Origin of the sequence: Brevibacillus sp. FSL K6-6036, assembly GCF_037964015.1 — a bacterium.
Classification (GTDB): domain Bacteria; phylum Bacillota; class Bacilli; order Brevibacillales; family Brevibacillaceae; genus Brevibacillus; species Brevibacillus borstelensis.
On sequence record NZ_CP150173.1, the window covers coordinates 4,720,848 to 4,743,809 of the forward strand.

The 22,962-nt window shown below is 53.0% G+C and carries 21 protein-coding genes; 2 read left to right on the top strand and 19 right to left on the bottom strand.

Features of this window, described 5'->3' with window-relative positions; genetic code table 11:
• Positions 1-44: 44 nt before the first annotated feature.
• Positions 45-605, bottom strand: coding sequence for a manganese efflux pump MntP family protein (locus NST37_RS23170; RefSeq protein ID WP_003388436.1), 561 nt, complete (start codon positions 603-605; stop codon positions 45-47).
• A gap of 75 nt (positions 606-680) precedes the next feature.
• Positions 681-1,760 (bottom strand): L-threonylcarbamoyladenylate synthase, encoded by a 1,080-nt coding sequence (locus NST37_RS23175; RefSeq protein ID WP_172920728.1) that lies wholly within the window; start codon positions 1,758-1,760, stop codon positions 681-683.
• Positions 1,761-1,985: 225 nt separating this feature from the next.
• Here NST37_RS23175 and NST37_RS23180 point away from each other — a divergent pair, with 225 nt between their 5' ends.
• Entirely contained in the window at positions 1,986-2,783 is a 798-nt protein-coding gene (locus NST37_RS23180; protein ID WP_031932678.1) for a DUF3298 and DUF4163 domain-containing protein, read from the top strand.
• Between the two features lie 101 nt (positions 2,784-2,884).
• Here NST37_RS23180 and spoIIR read toward each other — a convergent pair whose 3' ends face one another.
• The 14 genes from spoIIR to NST37_RS23250 form a co-directional block, all read right to left on the bottom strand.
• Positions 2,885-3,754, bottom strand: coding sequence for a stage II sporulation protein R (spoIIR, locus tag NST37_RS23185; protein ID WP_339185915.1), 870 nt, complete (start codon positions 3,752-3,754; stop codon positions 2,885-2,887).
• A gap of 259 nt (positions 3,755-4,013) precedes the next feature.
• Positions 4,014-4,916 carry a peptide chain release factor N(5)-glutamine methyltransferase gene (prmC, locus tag NST37_RS23190; RefSeq protein ID WP_339185917.1) on the bottom strand — a complete coding sequence of 301 codons (903 nt, stop codon included), beginning with the start codon at positions 4,914-4,916 and terminating at the stop codon, positions 4,014-4,016.
• Positions 4,900-5,976 carry a peptide chain release factor 1 gene (gene prfA, locus NST37_RS23195; protein ID WP_003388441.1) on the bottom strand — a complete coding sequence of 359 codons (1,077 nt, stop codon included), beginning with the start codon at positions 5,974-5,976 and terminating at the stop codon, positions 4,900-4,902. Before prfA ends, prmC begins: the two co-directional genes overlap by 17 nt.
• 238 nt (positions 5,977-6,214) lie before the next feature.
• Complete coding sequence (locus NST37_RS23200; protein ID WP_339185918.1) at positions 6,215-6,712, bottom strand: YhcN/YlaJ family sporulation lipoprotein; 498 nt, start codon at positions 6,710-6,712, stop codon at positions 6,215-6,217.
• Positions 6,713-6,797: 85 nt separating this feature from the next.
• Entirely contained in the window at positions 6,798-7,370 is a 573-nt protein-coding gene (locus NST37_RS23205; RefSeq protein ID WP_024983749.1) for a thymidine kinase, read from the bottom strand.
• Between the two features lie 178 nt (positions 7,371-7,548).
• On the bottom strand, positions 7,549-7,749 hold the full coding sequence (gene rpmE, locus NST37_RS23210; protein WP_003388445.1) for a 50S ribosomal protein L31: 201 nt from the start codon (positions 7,747-7,749) through the stop codon (positions 7,549-7,551).
• Between the two features lie 105 nt (positions 7,750-7,854).
• A complete protein-coding gene (locus NST37_RS23215; protein ID WP_003388446.1) occupies positions 7,855-9,126 on the bottom strand; it encodes a radical SAM protein in 1,272 nt (423 codons plus the stop codon).
• A gap of 70 nt (positions 9,127-9,196) precedes the next feature.
• Entirely contained in the window at positions 9,197-10,093 is an 897-nt protein-coding gene (locus NST37_RS23220) for a M23 family metallopeptidase (RefSeq protein ID WP_003388447.1), read from the bottom strand.
• A gap of 106 nt (positions 10,094-10,199) precedes the next feature.
• Positions 10,200-11,477, bottom strand: coding sequence for a transcription termination factor Rho (gene rho, locus NST37_RS23225; RefSeq protein WP_003388448.1), 1,278 nt, complete (start codon positions 11,475-11,477; stop codon positions 10,200-10,202).
• A gap of 51 nt (positions 11,478-11,528) precedes the next feature.
• Positions 11,529-12,491, bottom strand: a complete 963-nt coding sequence (gene glpX / locus NST37_RS23230; protein ID WP_339185919.1) for a class II fructose-bisphosphatase — start codon at positions 12,489-12,491, stop codon at positions 11,529-11,531.
• 28 nt (positions 12,492-12,519) lie between these two features.
• Positions 12,520-13,803: a UDP-N-acetylglucosamine 1-carboxyvinyltransferase gene (locus tag NST37_RS23235; protein WP_003388450.1), complete on the bottom strand. Its 1,284-nt coding sequence runs from the start codon at positions 13,801-13,803 to the stop codon at positions 12,520-12,522.
• A 94-nt stretch (positions 13,804-13,897) separates the two neighbouring features.
• The gene (gene fsa, locus NST37_RS23240) at positions 13,898-14,542 is read right to left on the bottom strand and encodes a fructose-6-phosphate aldolase (RefSeq protein WP_003388452.1); all 645 of its coding nucleotides are present in this window, start codon (positions 14,540-14,542) and stop codon (positions 13,898-13,900) included.
• A gap of 15 nt (positions 14,543-14,557) precedes the next feature.
• Complete coding sequence (gene fba / locus NST37_RS23245) at positions 14,558-15,412, bottom strand: class II fructose-1,6-bisphosphate aldolase (protein WP_003388453.1); 855 nt, start codon at positions 15,410-15,412, stop codon at positions 14,558-14,560.
• Between the two features lie 101 nt (positions 15,413-15,513).
• On the bottom strand, positions 15,514-15,888 hold the full coding sequence (locus NST37_RS23250; protein WP_003388454.1) for a response regulator: 375 nt from the start codon (positions 15,886-15,888) through the stop codon (positions 15,514-15,516).
• 158 nt (positions 15,889-16,046) lie between these two features.
• Between NST37_RS23250 and NST37_RS23255 the strand changes: the two genes are divergently transcribed.
• On the top strand, positions 16,047-16,844 hold the full coding sequence (locus tag NST37_RS23255) for a lipid II flippase Amj family protein (RefSeq protein ID WP_031932681.1): 798 nt from the start codon (positions 16,047-16,049) through the stop codon (positions 16,842-16,844).
• Between the two features lie 141 nt (positions 16,845-16,985).
• Here NST37_RS23255 and NST37_RS23260 read toward each other — a convergent pair whose 3' ends face one another.
• The 3 genes from NST37_RS23260 to icmF all read right to left on the bottom strand — a co-directional run bounded on the left by NST37_RS23260 (position 16,986) and on the right by icmF (position 22,938).
• Positions 16,986-18,587, bottom strand: coding sequence for a CTP synthase (locus NST37_RS23260; RefSeq protein WP_172920731.1), 1,602 nt, complete (start codon positions 18,585-18,587; stop codon positions 16,986-16,988).
• Positions 18,588-18,801: 214 nt separating this feature from the next.
• A complete protein-coding gene (gene rpoE / locus NST37_RS23265) occupies positions 18,802-19,356 on the bottom strand; it encodes a DNA-directed RNA polymerase subunit delta (RefSeq protein WP_003388457.1) in 555 nt (184 codons plus the stop codon).
• A gap of 330 nt (positions 19,357-19,686) precedes the next feature.
• Positions 19,687-22,938 carry a fused isobutyryl-CoA mutase/GTPase IcmF gene (icmF, locus tag NST37_RS23270; protein ID WP_003388458.1) on the bottom strand — a complete coding sequence of 1,084 codons (3,252 nt, stop codon included), beginning with the start codon at positions 22,936-22,938 and terminating at the stop codon, positions 19,687-19,689.
• Positions 22,939-22,962 lie beyond the last annotated feature (24 nt).

Here is a 22,962-nt window from a genome sequence, read left to right on the forward strand (position 1 = left end):
TCCGGGCTGCCCGCTTGAGGAGAAGCTGCCGGGCCATAGTCGCTTCACAGGATAAATTTCAACCCAAAACCAAGCAGGATAAGTCCTCCTAATACTTCGCTGTATTCCCCCAGCCATCCTCCCATACTCCGCCCGATCAGCAGTCCACAATAAGACATCGTTCCTCCCATTATGCCAAACAATGTGACTGCCAGAAACCGGTTGATCTCCATCAGTCCGAACGAAAACCCTACCGTCAATGCGTCCAGGCTGACGCTGAAGGCAAACAGAAGCAGCCCGAAGCCCTTCGTCCGCAGCATGCTTTTTTCGTCACCGTTGGCAAACCCGTTCCAAATCATATGTACGCCGATGCCCATCAGGACAGTTCCCCCGACGAAAACCGCTATATCCCCGATCATATCGGATAAGTAGCCGCCCACTGCGATCCCGACCAATGGCATAGCGATGTGGAACAAGCCGATCGTAACGCTCACTTTCAGTATCTCTCTCAGCCGAATGCCAATCATGCCCACGCCTACTCCGAGTGAAAAGGCATCCATACTCAAAGCAAGAGCAATCATGAGCAGAGTCAGAAACTGACCCCAGTGAAATAAGGCAAGGTCCACGTCGCTCCCCTCCTGTCTTCACTTTTATGCGGACAAGAGGGAGTTTAGACATGCTGATAAAAGCCAAACCTTTCGTTACACAGCCAAAATGCGTCCTCCCGCAGCTTTTTCCAGCCTGTTCATGACAGCCATGCCGATGCCTGAGCGCGGAAATGTCTCGCCGACGATAAATTGCACCTGTTCGTCGTCAAACTGCCGGAGAACACCGTACAAGTGCTGGGCTACCTGTTCAAGCTCCGAGCGCGAACCGACAGAAATGACCACATCTGCTACCTGCTGCTGCCGCCAGTAGGGGAGCGATTCCATTGTTGCCATCACGCCCGTCTTGCGCCCGTGCCGTTTTGCCTCAGCGAGCATGGTGCGCATCTGCTCGTACACCCGGGACTCCTCGCCATCGACGAGCCACATCTCCCCTTCTGGAGCGTAGTGCGTGTACTTCATCCCCGGCGAGCGCGGAGCTTCTGCCGCATCCGGCAAAAAGGCCGGATCGATCGCCACCTCTCCGATGACTTCCTCCAGTTGCTCGCGCGTAATTCCGCCCGGTCTGCAAATAAGCGGAGGCTCTACCGTTACATCAAGCACGGTCGACTCTACACCCACGCCAGTCGCTCCGCCGTCTACTACGCCGACGATCCTGCCTGCAAGGTCTGCCATGACATGCTCAGCTGTCGTAGGACTGGGTCTGCCCGAGCGATTGGCACTGGGAGCCGCCACAGGGACCCCCGCCTGTTTAATCAGCGCCAATGCCACGGGATGATCCGGCATACGCACGCCCACCGTATCAAGACCCGCCGTCACCAGCGAAGCCACTCTCTCTGTTTTTGGCAGGATCAAAGTCAATGGTCCCGGCCAAAACGCCTCAATCAGGGCAGCGCCTTTCTCCGGAAGAGACGATGCAATATCGTTAACCTGCTCTTTATCTGCAATGTGAACAATCAGTGGATTATCGCTCGGTCTTCCTTTTGCCATGAATATTTTTTCCACAGCCTCGTCAGACAATGCATCGGCCCCCAAACCATATACGGTTTCCGTAGGAAAAGCCACGGTTTCTCCATCACGCAAAAATTGGGCTGCATCCACAATCTGTGTACAAGCTTGGAGATTTTCCACATTTTTATCCACAATCCATACCTTTGTTTTCCGTTTCAAAGCCATCTGTCAAATTCCTTTCCAATACGCATCTTCGTATACGATTTGTGCCTTAAGTATAGTGTTGGAAGCAAAAGTTTTCAACAGCCTGTGAATAACTTGTGAATAACTTGTGGCAGTCGGTGGAAAACAATCCTGTTACTTTTTTTTAACCTTCGCCCTTGTTTCCTTGTAGTATCATTTATCTATCAAATAACATCCATTGTTTTTCCGCGAAAGGATTGAGGAAGCATGAAAACCCCGTCCAAGTCCATTGTCACCAGCCTTGTTGGCGCAGCGTTCTTGCTCGCCGCTGTCAACGCCCCCGCTATGGCTGCCGCCACATCGGCAACAACGCCAGCCATAGCGGCGCCATCGGCTGCACCTGCACAAAAAGCTCAGGTACAGGGAGTCGTTTTCACTCCGAAAACGATTCAGGCCAAAACGGCCGAGTATGAGGCCAAGATTTCTATTCCTGTCATCAGCGGACTCAAAGACAAGGCGTTTGAGACCAAGCTCAATGCTGAACTGCAAAAACTTGCCCAGGACTCGCTCAAAGAAACGCAAGACATGGCCAAGGAAGATGCCGCCACCGCCAAAAAATACGGATACGAGCTTCGGCCCCATGCTCTGGACATCTCCTATGAAGTGCACATGAACGGCAAGCTCGTATCGTTCGCCGTTCAAACGTACCGCTACACAGGGGGCGCCCACGGGATAACAGATGTTGTCTATTACAACCTCGCCAATGTGGAAAAAGCGAAGAACCTCCAGCTTTCCGATCTTTTCCGCCCTGGATATGACTATCGCTATGTCCTGAGCCATTTGATTGCCCAACAAATCAAAGCAGACCCGGATTTGAGCGGGATCGCGGACGGATTCCCCGGCGTTTCCGAAAACCAGTCGTTTGCTTTCGAGAATGGCAAGCTTGTCATTCATTTCGGCCAATACGAAATCGGTCCCTATGCCATTGGAATGCCTGCTTTCACCATTCCTACCGGGAACGTCTTTAACCTGTATAATCCGGAGGTTGCCCAATTGTTGAAGTAAGGCTTGTTTGTATCGTGCAAACGGGATGAGTTATAAGCAAGGAAGAGCCCAGCCATTAAAAAAAGCCTGCTCCATAAGGAACAGGCAGGAGAGGGGCTTGGTTAGAAGAGGGAAGCCAGCTTGTCCCAGAGGTAAAAACGGACTTCCACTTTTGGCTGTACAGGGGCAGTCTCCTCGCTTTGGCCTGCGTCTTCCCGAGACTGCTCTTGTACAGAGACACTTCCTGAAAAGGCTTGTACAGATATGTCACCAGCATCCTGATGATCGTTGGTTTCGGCTGTGGCTCCCATCCAGCTTTCTTCCATGCGAGACAGGCGCCACTGCTGATGGGACGCGCGCTCTTCTTCCAGATCGTTCAGAGGAGCGTTTTCCCCGGTATTTTTCGATATAGGTTCCAAGTCGGCAGTCGGTGCTTTGGCATCGGCTGCTGTTTTCGTTGGGAGTGATTCACTTTCATTTTCAACTTGAGCGGACGCGATCGCGTCGCCGTTGGACATGTCGATAAAGCAGAGCGGCGGAAACAGTACGCACCACCAATTTTGTCCCTGTGCGTCGCCGATGCGGACGCGGAGCGCTTCGTAATCACCTGCGGGATAGACGTAGGAGCCGTACAGCTTCGTTGGAAACGGCACCCGTCCAAAATCAACTTCTGCTTTATACGAGAAGCCCCGTTCGTGCATGGTCTTATCGACAAGTGCCTGCAGCTCCGGCAATTTGCTGGCGACGATCACCTTCGCTTCATCGTAGGAACGGATGTCTTTTACCCAGACGTTCATTTGATCGATAATGGCATCGCGGACTTCCCGCTTCAGCCACTGGTCTTGTATGGAATCGCTGTTGGCGATAATTCGCAGTCGGATAGACTCCTGAGGGATCGGTCCATTGTCGAGCACGTTGGCGGATGTAAGCTGTCCCTCCCAGCTCATCATCAGTGTCAAAAAGCTAAACGCTACGAAAAAGAACCGTTTCATAGATACCCTTCTCCCTCTCATAACTGATTTCTCTTCTGTCTCTCTTTAGAAATCAGTATGGACAGGGAGGCTTGGGAATATACCTATCGATTTGAAAGATTCAGACGAAGATCTGCAGCTGCCTATTTTTGCATAGTTGTTCACGCCATCAACCAACCATATAATACCATATTTTGCAATTATAACAAAACAAAAAAACGGCTGCTTGAGCCGCTTTCTTTGATTTATCTTCGATTTCTTCTACCCCTCTGTTTCCTCTCTATTCCTTCCGACCCGTTCTGATCCCGATTACGACGCGGTCGATTCCAGCCAAATCAGCGACGATCTCTACCTGGTCAATCACCCCTGAAGCCTTCATCAGACTGGCGACATCACGGGCTTGATGTATTCCAACCTCAAACCCGACCAGAGCTGTCTGCTTCAAAAGGCTTGGCAGGGCATCGCAGAGACGGCGATAACAGTCCAGACCGTCGTCTCCCCCGTCAAGCGCGAGCCGAGGCTCATATGCCTTTACTTCATCATCCAGCTCATCTACATCGCGGCTTGGTATATAAGGCGGATTGGACACGAGAATGTCTACGCGCTCATGGGCCTCCAAAAGCGGCTGTACCAGGTCCCCTTGCAAAAAGCGGACCCTGGCTCCGAGCTGCTCCGCATTTTCACGGGCAATGGCCGTAGCATCGGGAGAAAGATCCACTGTGCTGACCTGCCAGTGAGGCCGTTCACAAGCAATGGTGACACAGATGGCTCCGCTGCCTGTGCCGATATCGACGACCTGCAGCGATTGATCGGCCGGCCATAGCTTCTCCGCCCGGCAAAGCAGCTGCTCCACGAGTATCTCCGTCTCGGGACGCGGAATCAAAACACCGGGACGGACGTGAAAGGGACGTCCGTAAAACTCCTGGGTTCCAAACATGTACTGAAGCGGCTCGCGGCGGCTCCGCCGTTCGCACAGGGCCTCAAGCTGGTCGCGCGCTGCCACAGGAATCGGTTCGCCCATCGAAATCAAAAATCTCGTCCGGTCCCAGCCCAGACAGTGCCGTACCAGCAGTTCCGCTTCAAACATAGGATCGGCTACTCCCTGTTTGCGCAAAAAGGAAGAAGCCCGCGAAAGGGCTTCTCGTATCGTCACGACATCGGACCAATCAAGCTGTGTGTGCATGGCTTTTCAACTGCTCCGTCTGTTCGTGCAGCATCAGGTTTTCAATCACTTCGTCGATCTCGCCCTCCAGGATCGCCTCGAGACGATGCAGAGTAAGGCCGATTCGGTGATCGGTCACGCGGCTTTGCGGAAAGTTGTACGTGCGAATCCGCTCACTCCGGTCACCCGTTCCCACAAGGCTTTTGCGTGTAGCATCCTGCTCCGCCATCTGCTGCTGCATGTGGTAATCGTACAGGCGGGCGCGCAGTACGCGCAGGGCTTTATCCTTGTTGGAATGCTGCGATTTTTCGTCCTGACAGGACACCACGATGCCTGTCGGGATATGCGTAACACGAACAGCGGACTTGGTCGTATTGACGCTCTGTCCACCCGCACCGCTGGAACAGAAAGTATCGATGCGTATATCTTTTTCGTTGATTTCCACTTCGACGTCTTCGGCTTCCGGCAGTACCAGCACCGTAGACGTAGACGTGTGAATCCGGCCGCCCGACTCGGTTGCCGGAATACGCTGCACGCGATGTGCACCGCTTTCAAATTTCAGCTTGCTATAGGCCCCACGGCCGCTGACAGAAAAGACAATTTCCTTGTAACCGCCGATGTCAGTCGGATTGGCTTCCAGAACTTCCACCTTGAAACCGTGCCGCTCTGCATAACGCGTGTACATGCGGAACAGATCGGACGCGAACAGCGCCGCTTCATCACCACCGGCAGCTCCGCGAATCTCCACGATAACGTTTTTATCGTCATTCGGATCTTTTGGCAGCAGCAGGATTTTCAACCGATCTTCCAGTTGTTCCTTGCGTTTGGCGAGTTCCGCGATTTCCATTTTCACCATTTCGCGCATCTCGTCATCCAGCTTTTCTTCCTGCATCGCCTTTGCGTCCTCATACTGAGATACTACCGATTTGTATTCACGATAAACGGTCACAGTCTCCTCCAGAGAAGACTGCTCCTTGGACAGTTCCCGCAGCCGTTTGGTGTCACTGATGACATCGGGGTCGCATAGTAGATTGGTTACCTCTTCATAACGCTCTTCAACCGCAGACAAGCGCTCGAACACTGTCATTCACCCCATTACGACAAAATTAAGTACTTGCTTTCACTAAAAATCCTATGAAGAAAGCTTCCTGTTTTGCACTGCAGTGCCATCGCCAGGAAGCGAAGCCTGCCAGTAAAAAAATATTGAAAGTAACAGAATAATTATAGGGGGAAACCCCGAAAAAGTCAAAGAAATACATGATCTGGCGGTGTTTTCCTGCTCATGAAAAACAGCCCGGACAAGCCGAGCCGTCAGATGGTTATCGGTGATACGCGTCGTTTGACGTGACGTGGAAATCATAGCGGGGTATTTTTTGCCGCAAGGCCGCGATGACTTCTTGTTCGATGGTGCGAGCCTGATTGGCCGTTACATTCGGGATCAAGTCCAACGTAACGTATGCGTTCCCGCCCACAAGGGTAACCCTTGCATCCTCCACACCGGATACCGATCTAGCCATCCTCTCCATGTTGTCCATGTCAACCTGGGTATTGCGAACGTTGGCGTGGCCGATGATCAGATTCGGGTTCTGGTTTCGTCCCATCAAGGGATCGCGATCCTCCTTTGGCGGAGCCCCTCTGTCAATGATATCTCCGCTTCGGTCACTCTTGATCGTAGCGTGCTGTTGCGGGTCGTAGCTGTTGGCGCCATAGCTTTTTTCCTGCGGCATCGTCCGGCCGCAGCCGACCGCAGCCACAAGCAACAAAGCTGCAGCACCGAATGCAGCTGCCGCGCTTTTTCCATAGGGCAGGCGTCGCATAAAAAAGCCACCTCCTGTTTGTCATAGTGTGCGCAGCAGATGAAATCTCCATGCACAGACAACAGGAAAGCGGCCATACGCCAGCCTATTCCACCGGCGGGTGGTAGTAATGACGACGGCAGACGCTGCTGTAGGTGTCGTTTCCGCCGATCTCGATCGTTTCGCCGGTATATACCGGTTTGCCGTTTTTGTATTTCAGAATGTGCGTCGCTTTTTTATTGCAGTAGACACAAACCGTTTTGATTTCCTCGATCTTGTCCGCTTCGCTCAATAATCCGGCACTGCCTGGGAATAATTCGTTTTTAAAGTTCTTCAATAAGCCGTACACGATCACCGGTATATCCAGCTCATCGACGATCCGTACCAGCTGTTGAACGTGTTCCGCATGCAAGAACTGTCCTTCGTCCACAAGAACGCAATCAGGATAAGGCTCCTCGGCAGACACAACCGCATATATATCGGTGTCATCCCCGATCGAAATGGCTTCGCGGCTAATCCCCACCCGGGAGGCTACCTTCCCGACGCCGTAGCGGTCATCGATGGCGGGTGTGAAAACCAGAACTTTTTTTCCTGACTGTTCGTAATTATGGGCCACGGTCAATAACTGAATGGATTTGGAAGCGTTCATTGCTCCATAGCGAAAATATAGTTGCGCCACGTCTATTGTCTCCCTTTGCTTTTGTTAAACGTATTTATCTCGGGCACGGTCTGGGTCTCCCACAGCCTATACATCTATTGTATGGGTTCATTCCGGCAGACGGGAAGAGCATTTTTGGTGATCGGGGTAAAAAAACAAAACCAGGCAGATTGCTCTACCTGGTCGCTCCAATCTCCGATTAGGAAAGATTGTATTTGCGTTTGAAACGGTCCACACGGCCGCCAGCATCGACGAATTTTTGTTTACCAGTGAAGAACGGGTGGCAGTTGGAGCAGATCTCCACGCGCAGCGCTTGCTTCACGGAACCGGATTCGAATTCGTTACCGCATGCACATGTTACTTTCACTACATTGTAGTTAGGATGAATTCCTGGTTTCATCTCACATACACCTCTTTTCCGCCCTGAATCGTTTGCCGAAACAGAGTTATATAGAAAATACACATAGAAAATAGTAGCATGGCCAGCATCGAAAAGCAACTGAATTTACTTCTTATCCAGCCTTTTCCTCCGCTGCAAATCCTCCGGCGGAACATGTGTAAATGAACCGATGACGACGTCAGGCAATTCCTCCTGGTAAATTTCGATTGCCTGCTTCATGCCGAACACCTCTCCCTTGGCTGGCGGGATCATTGCCAGATAGCTCTCGGGATCGATATTCAGGTTGCGAAGCTGGATCAGCTTGATGCCTGTCCGGCGGATAAACTCGATCATCGCTTCCATTTCCTCTTCGCGGTCGAACACGCCTGGGAAGCACAAGTAGTTGATGGACGTGTACACACCTTTGGAAGCGGCGTACTCCGCCGAGCGGGCCACATTTTCCAGCGTGTAGTTGCGCGGACGATAATACGCGTTGTAATGCTCGTCAATCGCGCTGATGATGCTCACCCGCATCAGGTCAAGACCGGCATCGACGATCCCCTTGATGTGATCGGTCAGGCCCGCATTCGTGTTGATGTTGATAAAGCCCATATCTGTCTGTTCCCGCACCCGGCGCATCGCCGGAACGATGATGGACGCCATCGTGGAAGGCTCCCCTTCACAGCCTTGTCCAAAGCTGATAATGCTCTCCGGTGTCTGCAAATGATGCAGCATCACCTCGACCAGCTCGTCCTCTGTCGGCTTGAAGTTCATCCGCGTCTGCGGAGACGGAAAACCGCTGTCCTCAGGCTGCTCGGAGATACAGCCATAGCAGCCGGCATTGCACGTATACGAGACAGGCAGGCTTCCTTCCCAACGATGGAAGAAGTTGTTGGAAGCTGTCAGGCATTCGTATTCCAATGCACAGTGTGACAGGTGGTGGAGAATCCGGTTTTGCGGGAACATCTCCAACGTCTTCTCTACGCGCTGACGAAGCTCGTCCATCGGGAAATGCAGCGGGTTCCACTGGTGCGGATCATCGCTCTGACGGCCTGCTACCCAGAAACGATCGTCTTTCCATACAACTGCTGTATATCCAAACAGCGGAAACTTGCTATTTTTGTCGGTCTTCACGTAACCAGGCAGCAGCAGCCGTGTAAAGCCTTGAGGGATCAAGGCTCCTACCGACGTATAGCCGTCGAGCTTTACCATCTCGCCTGTGTCCGGGTCCATCCCGACCGGAACGGTATCGGGCAGGCTGACGAGTGTAGCTCCCTCTGGCAGCGGAATCAATTCTTCTTCCAATACTTCCGTCAATATATCTCCATTGCGAGCCACCGCGAGCAGCTCGGGGTGGTCGTATACATTGCCTTTTTCATCTGCGTACACTAAAAACATGGTACAATCGCCTCGCTTTTTTCGCTCAGCCCATTGTAACGCAACGATCAGACAATGTAAATGTGAACGGTTACCTGCTGAGGTAACGAAGCGGATTCATGGGGACGTTATCCTCTCTGACCTCAAAATGGAGATGGTAACCCGTCGAATCGCCGGTACGTCCCATGTAGCCGAGCATTTCTCCCCGCTCCACGTGCTGTCCCGGCTGCACGATGATTTTGCGCATATGGGCATAATACGTCTGCAAGCCTTCCCCGTGATCCAGAATGACGATGAAGCCGTAACCGCCCCGATTTCCACCCGCTTCCACCACAACGCCTTCTTTCGCAGCGTAGATCGGGGTCTGCCCTTCGCTCTGGTTCCACATGTCCAATCCTTTGTGCATCCTTCCCCACCGCGTACCAAAGCCGCTTGTCACAGTCGCTTCCTTCACCGGCCAATCCATAGCCCGCGAACGGTTGGCTTGGCGGCTGGCCGTCGTAACCGCATTACGCTTTCGCTGCCACTCTTTGGCAGTCAGCGAATTCATGTCAGAGATGGGGATATGAATGGTTTGACCTATGTAGAGGTTGTCCTCCATCAGCCGGAGCAGCGGGTTTCGCTCCAGCAGCATTTCTTTGCTTACACTGTAGCGTCTGGCGATGCTGTCCACCGTTTCCCCTCTCCTGACGGAGTGGGTAATCTCTTCTTTATTCAAAACCAGCTTCATGCCGATTCCCATCAGATTCGGCTTTACCATCCTGTTTAACTCCAACAGTTGTTTTAACGTCAATCCGTAGCGTTCGGCTATTTCCGACATCGTGTCCCCGTATTTTACGGTGTAGGTCATCACTTCACTTCTATTCGTCGAAGTCGGTTTGTCCAGGGAAGCAAAAGGGTTAAATGCTTCAAACAGGACCTGTTCGACTACGGCCTGTTTCACTTCGTCGCGACTCCCCCACCCTGCCGGCAGCTGCTCGTAATCCACTGACATTCCTCCTTCACGCCTGCGTTTCTGGCAGATTTGCCCTCAGTATCTGCACGAGCACTCTTTTATACGATATGCCTCGTCCGCATAAAAAATGACGGCGAGTCTAAGAACCCGCCGTCACTGTGCTTTGTTTTCCACGTGTCTGTTTCGTTTCGATGCTTTGCAAAAATTCTTCGTTTGTTTTGGAGTCTGCCAGTTTCTTCAAAAAGGACTCTACGTATTCCGAGGTTTCGTTCATGCTTTTGCGAATCGCCCACAGCTTTTCCAATTCTTCCTTGGAAAGGAGCAGCTCTTCGCGCCGGGTACCGGAGCGGCGAATATCGATCGCCGGGAAAATGCGGCGTTCGGACAGCTTTCGGTCCAGATGCAATTCCATATTGCCGGTTCCTTTGAATTCCTCGTAAATGACATCGTCCATGCGCGAACCCGTCTCTACCAGTGCAGTCGCCAAAATCGTCAGGCTGCCGCCTTCCTCGATGTTGCGGGCCGAGCCGAAGAACCGCTTCGGACGGTGGAACGCGGCGGGATCAATACCTCCCGAAAGCGTACGTCCGCTGGGCGGGATAACCAGGTTGTAGGCCCGTGCCAGACGGGTAATCGAATCGAGCAGGATGACGACATCTTTCTTATGCTCGACCAGCCGCTTGGCTCTTTCCAGCACGAGCTCCGCTACCTTGATATGGTTTTCGGGAACTTCGTCAAATGTGGAAGCGATTACTTCTCCCTGTACAGAACGCTGCATGTCGGTTACTTCCTCCGGGCGTTCATCGATCAAGAGAACAAACAGGTGGATGTCCGGCCGATTAGCAGTGATGCTGTTCGCGATTTCCTTGAGAAGTATGGTTTTGCCGGCCTTGGGGGGCGCTACAATCAAACCGCGCTGGCCGAGACCAACAGGGGCGATGAGATCCATCAGGCGGGCGGAAACGCGTTCTGGCGACGTTTCCAATACGAGTTTGTTTTGAGGATATAACGGTGTCAAGGCGGGGAAATGAAGTCGTTCGGCTGCCAATTCGGGGTCTTCTCCGTTTACAGCCTCTACTTGCAATAATCCGAAATAACGTTCATTTTCCTTGGGAGGTCGCACCTTACCAGATACCAAGTCTCCCATCCTCAGATCAAATCGGCGAATCTGCGACTGGGAGATGTAAATGTCCTCCGAGCTCGGGAGGTAGTTGATAGGGCGCAGGAATCCGTAGCCTTCCGGCAGGATTTCCAGCACCCCTTCCATAAACATCAGACCGTCTCTTTCGGCTCTGGCTCGAAGGATGGCGAAGATCAGCTCCTTCTTCTTCAGCTGGGAGTAATAAGGGATTTGATACTCCTTCGCGAGCTTGTAGAGATCGGTCAACTTCTTTTCTTCTAGTTCTGAAAGTAACATAATTCCACCACTCTTTATTTACTCTTCATCTATCTTCGTCTATTTGCTGCATTACAATACCAGACGAGGCTTGCGTTCCAAGCGGTGGGTTCCTTCGATGAAACGGATTGTTCCTGTCTTGGCTCGCATCACGACGGAATGAGTCGTAGCGCGCGTGCCCTGAATCCGAACGCCTTGCAGCAATTCACCGTTGGTAACGCCTGTGGCGGCAAAGATAGCATCGTCTCCTTTGACCAGATCATCCATGTGCAGCACTTGATAAGGATTGACCAATCCCATGCGTTTGCAGCGTTCCACTTCCTCTGCATTTTGCGGCAGCAGCTTGCCCTGGATCTCACCGCCCATACACTTGAGCGCTACAGCAGCCAGAACACCCTCAGGAGCTCCTCCAGAACCGAACAGGATGTCTACACCCGTATCCTCAAAAGCCGTGTTGATCGCTGCGGCTACGTCTCCGTCGGAAATCAGCCGGATGCGAGCACCTGCTTCGCGGATTTCATGAATAATCTTCTGGTGACGGTCCCGATCCAGCACGATCGCGACCAGGTCGCTGATGTCTTTGCCTTGCGCCTGGGCTACCGCCTTCAGGTTATCCTTGATGGGCGCGTTGATGTCGATCTTGCCCACCGCTTTCGGGCCAACGGCGATTTTCTCCATGTACATGTCAGGGGCGTGCAGCAGGTTGCCTTTGTCTGCAACGGCGATAACCGAGATAGCGCCCCACGTTCCCTTGGCGACGATATTGGTGCCCTCAAGCGGGTCTACGGCTACATCGACTGCCGGGGCGACTCCCTGGCCCAGCTTTTCACCGATATACAGCATCGGGGCTTCATCCATTTCGCCCTCGCCGATGACGACTGTCCCATCCATCGGTACGTTTTCAAATTCTTTTCGCATTGCGGTCGTGGCCGCATCGTCAGCCTCATCCTTTTTGCCGAGACCCATCCAACGCGCAGAGGCAAGTGCGGCTGCCTCCGTAACACGTACCAGTTCAAGCGTTAAACTACGTTCCATTCTGGAAGACTCCTCTCCTGGCAATGAGTTACTGCTGTTGACGTTCCTTTTCTCCCAAGCTAACCCGCCGAACATTCGCTCCCAGGCTTTGCAGCTTGCTGACAAGGTTTTCATACCCGCGGTCGATATGCTCTAAACCTTCCACCTCTGTCACGCCGTTCGTAGCCAAACCGGCGATGACTAAAGCCGCGCCTGCCCGCAGGTCGGAAGCAACTACCTTGGCGCCGTTCAATTGGCTGCCTCCCTCGATAATTGCCGAACGGCCCTCGATCTTCAGGTTGGCACCCATACGGCGCAGCTCGTCTACATGGCGGAAACGGGCGCTGTAAATGTTGTCGGTCACAATGCTGGACCCCGAAGCCAGAGTGAGCAGCGTCGTGATCGGCTGCTGCAAGTCCGTCGGAAAGCCTGGGTACGGACTCGTCTTTACATCAATGGATCGGTACTGCCCATTGCCGTTCACCTGAATACAGTCGTCCATTTCCAGCACGTCCACGCCGATCTCCCGCAGTTTGGCTGTGACAGACTCGAGATGCTTGGGAATCACATTTTCAAGCGTGACGCTGCCATTGGTCGCTGCTGCCGCTATCATATACGTTCCGGCTTCGATCCGGTCGGGAATGATCGTGTGGCGACAGCCGCGCAGGCGGTCTACCCCTTGGATCCGGATGAGATCGGTCCCGGCTCCCTTGATGTTGGCCCCCATATTGTTGAGCAGGGTAGCTACATCGACGATTTCCGGCTCGCGAGCCGCATTTTCGATAATCGTGACACCCTCTGCCTTGGAGGCTGCCAACATAATGTTGATAGTCGCCCCCACACTGACCAGGTCGAGGTAAATACGGGCGCCCTTCAATCTGCCATTCGGGGCTTGAATCGTCATTACACCATTTTTGTTCGTCACTTTGGCGCCGAGTGCTTCAAACCCTTTGATGTGCAGGTCGACTGGACGCGGCCCTAAGTCGCACCCTCCCGGCAAGCCGACGCGCGCTTCCCCGAACTTGGCCAGAAGCGCCCCCCACAAATAATAAGAAGCGCGCAATTTTTTTACGCGTCCATTGGGCATCAGCATCGACTTCATCGGGCGGCCGTCCACTTCCATCCAATCATCTTCGAACAACACATCGGCTCCCATTTCTCGCAGGAGTTCGTGATAGATTTCCACATCTTGAATATGCGGCAAATTCTCAATCACAACCGGCCCGTCTGCCAGCAGCGCAGCAGGAACCAAGGCAACGGCACTGTTTTTTGCCCCGCTGATGGTAACCGAGCCCTGAAGCGGGGTTCCCCCGTTGATGATCAGCTTTTCCATGTTTTGCTCTCCTCAGGCTTAATCGGGAAATGAGCACCTTCCCCAGCGGAAAAGGTGCTCTTATATTTATACGTACAATACGATCAGTTGGGACTTACTTTTGCATTTTTGCCCAGTCGGACAAGAACTTCTCCAGACCGCTGTCAGTCAACGGATGCGCAATCAACTGATGAAAAACCTTGTGGGGAATCGTCGCAAAATGGGCTCCGCGACGAGCGGCTTCCGTCACATGGACTGGATGGCGTACCGAAGCGGCGATAATTTCTGTCTCGATACCGTGAACAGAGAAAATTTCCGCAATATCTTCGATCAGCTGCATGCCGTCATGACCGATGTCATCGAGACGTCCCAGGAACGGAGATACATACGTCGCTCCGGCACGTGCTGCGAGCAGCGCTTGATTGGCCGAAAAGACCAATGTCACATTGGTGCGAATCTTCCGCTTGGCAAAATACTTGACTGCTTTCAGGCCTTCTGCCGTCATCGGAACCTTGACGACAATGTTTTTGGACAAAGAAGCAAGCTTTTCGCCTTCTTCGATCATGCCCTTGGCATCAGTGCTGATGACCTCTGCACTGATCGGACCGTCTACGATGTCGATAATCTCTTTTAAGGTCTCGATAAAATCGCGGCCTTCCTTGGCTACCAGAGAAGGGTTGGTCGTGACCCCCGCCACTACGCCCCACTCGTGAATCTCGCGGATTTCATCGACGTTTGCCGTATCAATCAAAAAGCGCATGATGGACCTCCTTGGTTACGCACGATTGCTGCTGCCGAACAGGCGCATTTTGCCTTTGACAACTTCCTTGATCGCCTCGCGAGCCGGACCGAGATATTTGCGCGGGTCGATCTCGTTCGGCTTGGCTGCCAGCACCTTGCGTACTGTTTCCGTGCATGCGACTTGACTTTCTGTATTTACGTTGATTTTTCCGACACCGAGAGAAATCGATTTGACGATCGCTTCGTCCGGAACACCGGAACCGCCGTGAAGAACGATCGGGGAACCGATGCTGTTTGCAACCTTCTCGATAATGTCGAAACGGATTTTCGGCTCGCCTTTGTACATGCCATGCGCTGTACCGACAGCAATAGCCAGGTAGTCTACTTTGGTTTCTTCCCAGAAACGGATCGCTTCTTCAGGATTTGCAAGAGTAGCGTCTTCTTCGTCAACAGACAGATCATCTTCTACTCCGCCAATGGTACCGAGCTCGCCTTCAACAGAGACGCCAACTGCGTGGGCAGCCTCCACAACCTGTTTCGTCAGGCGAATGTTGTCCTCGAACGAATGGTGAGATCCGTCGAACATCACGGAAGAAAAGCCGGCACGGATACATTTCATGACGATGTCAAAGTTGCTGCCGTGATCGAGGTGCAGCGCAACAGGAACGCCGGAGCGCTCTGCCGCTACCTTGGCAATCGCGACCGTGTAATCCAGGCCCATGTACTTGAGTGCGCCTTCAGACACGCCGAAAATGACCGGGGATTTCTCTTCCATAGCAGCTTCCGTAATCGCTTGCGTAAACTCCAGGTTATTGAGGTTGAACTGTCCGACAGCATATTTATGCTTCTTGACGTCTTCGGTAAAAGCGGTCATAGGTACTAGTGGCATATGATAATCCTCCTTAGCAGACTCTGTAACGTGGCTTATTATACCACAGACATCTGCTTGTTAACAGGTACGCTTGTCTTGATAGATATATCCAGGATTGCTCAACAGGCCAACTGCTGATGAACAGCGAGGCGAAGCTCGTCAATATCAAACGGCTTGGTGAAGTGTGTCAACGCCCCCAGCTGTGTCGCTTCTTTAATCATGTCCAGTTCGCCGTAGGCCGTCATCATGATAACCTTGATATCCTGATTAATTTTTTTGATGTGCTTCAAAATCTCGATGCCATCCATCCCGGGGATTTTCATATCCAGAATGACCAGATCCGGAGACTCTTTTTCGACGATTTCCAGAGCCATTTTCCCATTCGCAGCCTGGAATGTTTTATAGCCTTCCTTGCCAAGAACCTCGTACAGCAGGATTCGTATGCCGTACTGATCATCGACAACCAACACTTTTTTATCCCGTTTATCCTGCATGTTTCGTCCATCCCCCTGCTTATAAGGCCGTAAACTTTATAACCTTGATTCGCCTAAATTCAGGAAAATCCTGCTCCTGTCCTTGAAATTTTCCCGCATCCCCGTCTTCGAGTATAATAATTGGCAACCATTCGTATATGTGAGGAGACCCCGCTGCCATGAACATGGTTTGGATTATTTGCCTGTTTACCTTCGTTATCCATACATCGGAGACGCTCTCCTACGCGCTGCGGTACGCTGGCATACAGACCGGGAGGCTCGCCGTAGCGCTCTCCCTGACCGGAATTATCGTCCTCGTCTCCCGCACCTCCAACATGATACAGGCTCCGTTCACCGGGGGACTGATCGACCATGCGTCTGCTGAAAATACGGATGTCCTTCCCTTTCTGCACATGATCATCGGTATGGCGTCACTGGGGACATTGGCGGCTATTCTGCTGTTTCCGACACTCGTGCAGCTGTCAAAACGGCTGATTGCCCACCTGGAGCTGACAGGCTCGCTTCCCCAGATGCTAAAGACGACTGTTTCCATCCATAGTATCCGTCAGGTCAAGCATCACATACGCTTGCCGCGCCTGCCTGACCTCGCCCGCTTTCGGATCAAGGGCATCCCGTACAGGCTGCTGCTTTTAAATTGTATGGTTACCGGAATCTACACGACCGGCGTGCTAGCCACCCTTTACGCTTCGCTGCTTGTGCCCGAGTTCAAGGCGACAGTCTTGTCGGCATCCGGGACCATCAACGGCATCGCCACGATCATCCTGACCATTTTCATCGATCCGCAAGTGGGACTCTTGACAGACAAGGCGATGCAAGGGCAGAGCGAGATGACACATATCCGCGACATCTATTTGGGACTGATGATCTCGCGCTTTTTCGGCACGTTGCTGGCACAGCTTTTGCTCGTGCCCGCCGCATACTGGGTCGCCTGGATCGCTCCTCTGTTTCAGACGTAGAGGGAGGGCGAAAAGGTTCCACGCGCACTGTTTTTTTGTAAAATTAATCCAGATCCTGCACCTATCCGGGCAGACTGGTTTGGAGCATGCAAAAACGCACCAGCGGAGGCTAAATCCGCTCGTGCGTTTTTCTTTGGCTTACTATCGTTTATTGGTCAGAGATGCGTGTACAAAATCGCGGAACAACGGCTGCGGACGGTTCGGACGGGACGTGAACTCCGGATGGAATTGGGTCGCCAGGAACCATGGGTGGTCTTCCACTTCCACGATTTCTACCAGACGTCCGTCTGGAGTCGTACCGGAGAAGCGCATGCCCAGCTTAGCGAGCTGCTCGCGGTAGTCGTTGTTTACTTCATAGCGGTGGCGATGGCGCTCGTACACCATGGTGCTGTTGTAAGCACGCTCTGCCAGGCTTCCTTCGATGACTTTCGTCGGTCCGCGGCCCAGACGCATGGTACCGCCTTTGTCCTCGATATTCTTTTGCTCAGGCAGCAGGTCGATGACGGGGTATTTCGTATCGGGGTTGATCTCGGAGCTGTTGGCTCCGTCCATGCCAGCTACATGGCGGGCAAATTCGATCACCGAGATTTGCATCCCCAGACAGATTCCCAGGAATGGGACCTTGTTCTCACGAGCGTAACGGGTAGCTGTAATTTTGCCTTCGATACCGCGATCCCCGAAACCGCCCGGTACGAGAATGCCGTCTACATCGCCCAGCAATTCGTGCACGTTTTCCGGAGTAACTTCTTCTGCGCTTACCCACTTGATCTTGATCGCCGAGTCATTGGCAAAACCGGCATGATGCAGAGCCTCGGCTACAGACAGGTAAGCATCCGGCAATTCGACGTATTTGCCGACAATGGCAATACGGGTTGTCTTGGACAGGTTTTTGATCTTGGCCACGAGTGCTTTCCACTCTGTCATGTCCGCTTCCTGGCAGGTGAGTCCGAGATGACGGCAGACATAGTCGTCAAGTCCCTGCGCTTGCAGCTGGAGCGGCACGTCATACAACGTTTCCGCATCTACGCACTCGATCACAGCGTTTTTGTCGATGTCGCAGAACAGTGCCAGCTTGTCCTTCATGTCCTGGGACAGAGGCTGTTCTGTACGGGTCACGATGACGTTTGGCTGAATGCCCAGGCTGCGCAGCTCTTTCACGCTGTGCTGGGTCGGTTTTGTTTTCATTTCGCCAGCGGCTTTGATATACGGGACCAGTGTCACGTGAATGTACATCACGTTTTCGCGTCCAATATCGCTCTTGATCTGGCGGATCGCTTCAAGGAACGGGAGACTCTCGATATCGCCGACGGTTCCGCCGATTTCGGTAATCACGACGTCAGCTCCGGTCTCTTGTCCCGAACGGAAAATGCGGTCCTTGATTTCGTTGGTAATGTGCGGAATAACCTGCACGGTTCCGCCCAAATAATCGCCCCGGCGCTCCTTCGCGATTACGGTCGAGTAAATTTTTCCGGTCGTTACGTTGGAGTTGGCGCTCAGGTTGATGTCGATAAAGCGCTCGTAGTGGCCCAAGTCCAGGTCCGTCTCTGCCCCGTCATCGGTCACAAATACCTCACCGTGCTGATACGGGCTCATCGTACCCGGATCGACGTTGATGTATGGGTCACATTTTTGAATCGAAACCTTTAACCCTCTGTTTTTCAGGAGTCTGCCCAGAGAAGCCGCAGTAATCCCTTTTCCTAACGAGGATACGACCCCGCCTGTCACAAAAATGTACTTCGTCATCGTTTTACGTCCCCTCTTTCCCCTGTTTCCTGGATCAGTTGATATTGATGAATGCACGAATGAAGACGGCTCCCAAAAAAGAAAAAACAAAAGCGAGTCCTATCCCGAACGAATCGGGTAGGGGCACTTTTGTTTTGTAGTTTCCCATATAATATCCTTCTTCATGTGAAGCCCAAGGAGTATTTTATCTTGTCTTCCAAGCGTAAGTCAAGAATTATAAATCTTCATTTTCATCGTCGAATTCATCGACAGGATCTTCGTCTGCCAAATCGTCGTCTTCCTCTTCAAAAAGCTCTTCTTCCTCAAGCTCTTCATCTTCGTCGAGGTCGGGATCAAGCTCTTCTTCGAGATCGTCTCCATCTTCTTCCGTGAACTCGTCGTCTTCGAAGATCGCGATCTCGTCCTCTTCGTATTCTTCGACAAGCTCTTCCTCTGCCTCGTAATCGTCGAAGTCGTCGTCGAGGATAACCTTTTTCTTTTTGCCGCCTTCTTGAGTTTCTTCGACGGTATCCGTCGGGTACCAGCGCTTCAGTCCCCAGTTGTTGTCGCCCAGGCAGACAAAACGGCCGTCAATGTTCACTTCGGTATATACTTGAGCGATGATAGCCATTTTTTCTTCTTCGTTCATTCCGCGCAGCTCGGCCAATTGATCCATCAAATCGCGAAAATTGTGGGTTTGATTGGTTTCACGCAAAATTTCGTATGCGATATCGACCAAAGCCATTTCGTTTAGTTTTTCACGTTCCAGATGTGCAAGTATTTGACTCACCCAAGGCACGTCCTTTCATTTAGAAAACTTGGGCCACTGTCAAGCTTTCGTGAAGCCGACCGAGCCTTCATGATAACCGATGCTAACTGATAACCCACGGCCACAGTTAACCAACAATAAATTGGCTATGATACAGTATTCCTTATTTTAGACGAAAATGCAAGGGATTCAAACGCCGGTTTTGGGCAAATCTCCCGTTACGCTTCAAATCGTTGGGAAATGCCGGCAAAACCTGTTGGGGAATCCCGGAATAACCAGACGGAAAAGACGGGAAGCGGCTGCCGCCTCGGGAGGGACAACCGCTTCCGCTATGTGCGAGATCCTTTGTTTTTACATGTTGCGGCGGTACTGCCCGCCCACTTCGTACAAAGCGGCGCTGATCTGTCCGAGCGACGCCACCTTCACGGTCTCCATCAGCTCGGCGAAAATATTACCACCGTTCATCGCCACTTCCTGCAATTTTTTCAAGGCGGCGGGAGCGGCGTCGCGGTTGCGCTCCTGGAAGGCCCGCAGGTTTTGAATCTGCTGCTCCTTCTCTTCTTCCGTCGCACGGGCCAGCTCAATCTCGTAGTCTTCCTCGGAGGCATTCGGATTGAGGAAGGTATTGACCCCGATAATCGGCAGCTCCCCGCTGTGCTTTTTCATCTCGTAGTACATCGACTCATCCTGGATCTTGCCGCGCTGATATTGCGTTTCCATCGCGCCGAGCACGCCCCCGCGCGAATTCAGCCGCTCAAACTCCTGCAGCACTGCTTCTTCGACCAGGTCGGTCAGCTCTTCGATGATGAACGAGCCTTGCAGCGGATTCTCGTTTTTCGCCAGCCCCATTTCCTTGTTGATGATCATCTGGATCGCCATCGCGCGGCGGACGGAATTTTCCGTCGGCGTCGTGATCGCTTCGTCGTAGGCGTTTGTATGCAAGGAATTGCAGTTGTCGTAAATGGCAATCAAAGCCTGCAGGGTCGTGCGAATGTCGTTGAAGTCCATCTCCTGGGCGTGCAGGGAGCGGCCCGATGTCTGAATGTGGTACTTCAGCTTTTGGCTGCGCTCGTTGCCGCCGTAGCGGTTTTTCATCACCGTCGCCCAGATGCGGCGGGCAACCCGTCCGATCACCGTATATTCGGGATCGAGACCGTTCGAGAAGAAAAACGACAGGTTCGGCGCAAAATCGTCAATGTGCATGCCGCGGCTGAGGTAGTACTCCACATAGGTAAAGCCGTTCGCCAGGGTAAAGGCAAGCTGTGTGATCGGGTTGGCACCCGCTTCCGCGATATGGTAGCCGGAAATGGAGACCGAGTAGTAATTGCGCACCTTGTGGTCGATAAAGTACTGCTGGATATCGCCCATCATCCGCAGGGCGAACTCCGTGGAAAAGATGCACGTGTTCTGCCCTTGATCCTCTTTCAAAATGTCCGCCTGGACCGTCCCGCGCACAGTAGAGAGGGTGTATGCCTTGATCTGTTCATACTCCTCCGGCGTGGGCTGCCGCCCCTCGCGCTGGGCAAACTTCTCCACCTGCTGGTCGATCGCCGTGTTCATGAATTTGGCCAAAATCATCGGAGCCGGTCCGTTGATCGTCATCGACACAGACGTCGTCGGAGCACACAAGTCAAAGCCGGCATACAGCTTCTTCATGTCGTCCAGCGTACAGACGCTGACGCCGCTTGTGCCGATTTTCCCGTAAATGTCCGGCCGGTAATCGGGGTCTTCCCCGTACAGCGTCACCGAATCAAATGCCGTGCTGAGCCGTTTGGCCTCGTCGTTTTGCGAAAGGAAGTGGAAGCGGCGATTGGTCCGCTCCGGTGTTCCCTCGCCGGCAAACTGGCGCTTGGGATCCTCTCCTTCCCGTTTGAACGGAAACACGCCTGCCGTATACGGATACTCGCCGGGAACATTTTCCTTGAGCGACCATTTCAAAATTTCGCCCCAATCCTGAAAATCCGGCAGGCTCACTTTGGGTATGCGGGTGCCTGACAGCGATTCCGTAAACAGCTTGGTCACGATCTCCTTGTCACGCACTTTGGTGACGAACTGATCCTGTTTGTACATTTCCTTCAGCTTCGGCCATTTGTCGAGAATTTGCTTGCATTCGGGATGAAGCTTGCTTTCAAAATGGGCGATCTGTCTGTCCAGAACCTCAGACACCTGCCGCGCATCCTCGTCTCCCGAGGCGAGCAGCGTCTCCTTGGCCCCGTGGAGCTGATACAGCTTGCGGGCGATGGCCGACTGCTCCTCGGTGAACTTCCGATGGCCGCGCACCGTGTTGGCAATTTCCTGCAAGTAGTTGTTCCGATCAGCTGGAATCAGCGACGGCTTGTGGGTTTTGACCGGAGTCGGATCGAGCTCGGACACCTGCCAATCTGCGCCCGTCTTTTCCACGATCTTGTGCATCAGGGCCGCAAACAGCACATTGGTTCCCGGATCGTTGAACTGGCTGGCGATGGTCCCGTACACCGGGATTTTTTCATCCGGCAGTTCAAATAGCTGGTGGTTGCGGCGATATTGCTTCCGCACCTCCCGCAACGCATCCTCCGAGCCTTTCCGCTCAAATTTGTTGATCGCGATCAGATCGGCAAAGTCGAGCATGTCGATTTTCTCCAGCTGAGACGGCGCGCCAAACTCGCTGGTCATGACGTACATGGAGACATCGCACACGTCGGTTACCTGTGCATCCCCTTGGCCGATCCCGCTCGTTTCCACGATGACGAGATCGAACCCTGCGCTGCGGACTACACGGATTGCGTCCTTTACTGCAGCAGAGAGCTCGGAGCCGGATTGCCTGGTCGCCAGGCTGCGCATGTAGACGCGCGGCGTGTTGTTGGCGTTCATGCGGATGCGGTCGCCGAGCAAGGCACCCCCTGTCTTTTGCTTGGAGGGGTCGACAGAGAGGATCGCTACCGTTTTGTCTGCGTACGTCCGCAGAAAACGGCGAACCAGCTCATCGGTCAGAGAGCTTTTGCCGGCGCCGCCCGTACCGGTTATCCCAAGGACCGGCACTACTCGCTCCGGCTCGGCGAGACGCTCCTCGACAGGCGCGAACAGCTCTGGGTCTTGCACAGCGTACTCCGCCAGCGAGATAAGGCGGGCGACAGCCTGATGATTTTGCCGCTGAAGCTCTTCCACTTCATTGGTAAGCTGTTTGACCGTCGGGAAATCGCATTCGCGGATCATCATATTGATCATTCCCTGAAGACCGAGTCTCCGCCCGTCGTCCGGAGAAAAAATCTTGCACACGCCGTACTCTTCCAGCTCCCGTATCTCGCGAGGGACGATAACGCCGCCCCCGCCGCCAAAGAGCCGGATGTGCCCGGCGCCGCGTTCTTTTAAAGAATCGACGATATATTTAAAAAATTCAACGTGGCCGCCTTGATAGGAGCTGATGGCAATTCCCTGCACATCCTCCTGGATCGCGGCGGTCACAATGTCATTCACGGATCGGTTATGCCCGAGGTGGATTACTTCCACCCCGGACGACTGCAAAATACGGCGCATGATATTGATCGATGCGTCGTGACCGTCATACAGGCTGGCTGCGGTGACAAAACGAACCTTGTTTTGCGGGCGATACACTTCCGTTTCCATCGATTTCACTCTCCCCGAAAAATC

What these genes read in the sequence shown, in the direction of transcription:
- rpmE (WP_003388445.1), bottom strand. Translation starts at nt 7,749, where the DNA reads ATGAAACCAGGAATTCATCCTAACTACAATGTAGTGAAAGTAACATGT.
- NST37_RS23180 (WP_031932678.1), top strand. Translation starts at nt 1,986, where the DNA reads ATGAAAACCCCGTCCAAGTCCATTGTCACCAGCCTTGTTGGCGCAGCG.
- NST37_RS23175 (WP_172920728.1), bottom strand. Translation starts at nt 1,760, where the DNA reads ATGGCTTTGAAACGGAAAACAAAGGTATGGATTGTGGATAAAAATGTG.
- spoIIR (WP_339185915.1), bottom strand. Translation starts at nt 3,754, where the DNA reads ATGAAACGGTTCTTTTTCGTAGCGTTTAGCTTTTTGACACTGATGATG.
- fsa (WP_003388452.1), bottom strand. Translation starts at nt 14,542, where the DNA reads ATGCGCTTTTTGATTGATACGGCAAACGTCGATGAAATCCGCGAGATT.
- NST37_RS23255 (WP_031932681.1), top strand. Translation starts at nt 16,047, where the DNA reads ATGAACATGGTTTGGATTATTTGCCTGTTTACCTTCGTTATCCATACA.
- glpX (WP_339185919.1), bottom strand. Translation starts at nt 12,491, where the DNA reads ATGGAACGTAGTTTAACGCTTGAACTGGTACGTGTTACGGAGGCAGCC.
- fba (WP_003388453.1), bottom strand. Translation starts at nt 15,412, where the DNA reads ATGCCACTAGTACCTATGACCGCTTTTACCGAAGACGTCAAGAAGCAT.
- NST37_RS23260 (WP_172920731.1), bottom strand. Translation starts at nt 18,587, where the DNA reads ATGACGAAGTACATTTTTGTGACAGGCGGGGTCGTATCCTCGTTAGGA.
- rho (WP_003388448.1), bottom strand. Translation starts at nt 11,477, where the DNA reads ATGTTACTTTCAGAACTAGAAGAAAAGAAGTTGACCGATCTCTACAAG.
- prmC (WP_339185917.1), bottom strand. Translation starts at nt 4,916, where the DNA reads ATGCACACACAGCTTGATTGGTCCGATGTCGTGACGATACGAGAAGCC.
- NST37_RS23200 (WP_339185918.1), bottom strand. Translation starts at nt 6,712, where the DNA reads ATGCGACGCCTGCCCTATGGAAAAAGCGCGGCAGCTGCATTCGGTGCT.
- NST37_RS23215 (WP_003388446.1), bottom strand. Translation starts at nt 9,126, where the DNA reads ATGTTTTTAGTGTACGCAGATGAAAAAGGCAATGTATACGACCACCCC.
- NST37_RS23235 (WP_003388450.1), bottom strand. Translation starts at nt 13,803, where the DNA reads ATGGAAAAGCTGATCATCAACGGGGGAACCCCGCTTCAGGGCTCGGTT.
- NST37_RS23250 (WP_003388454.1), bottom strand. Translation starts at nt 15,888, where the DNA reads ATGCAGGATAAACGGGATAAAAAAGTGTTGGTTGTCGATGATCAGTAC.
- icmF (WP_003388458.1), bottom strand. Translation starts at nt 22,938, where the DNA reads ATGGAAACGGAAGTGTATCGCCCGCAAAACAAGGTTCGTTTTGTCACC.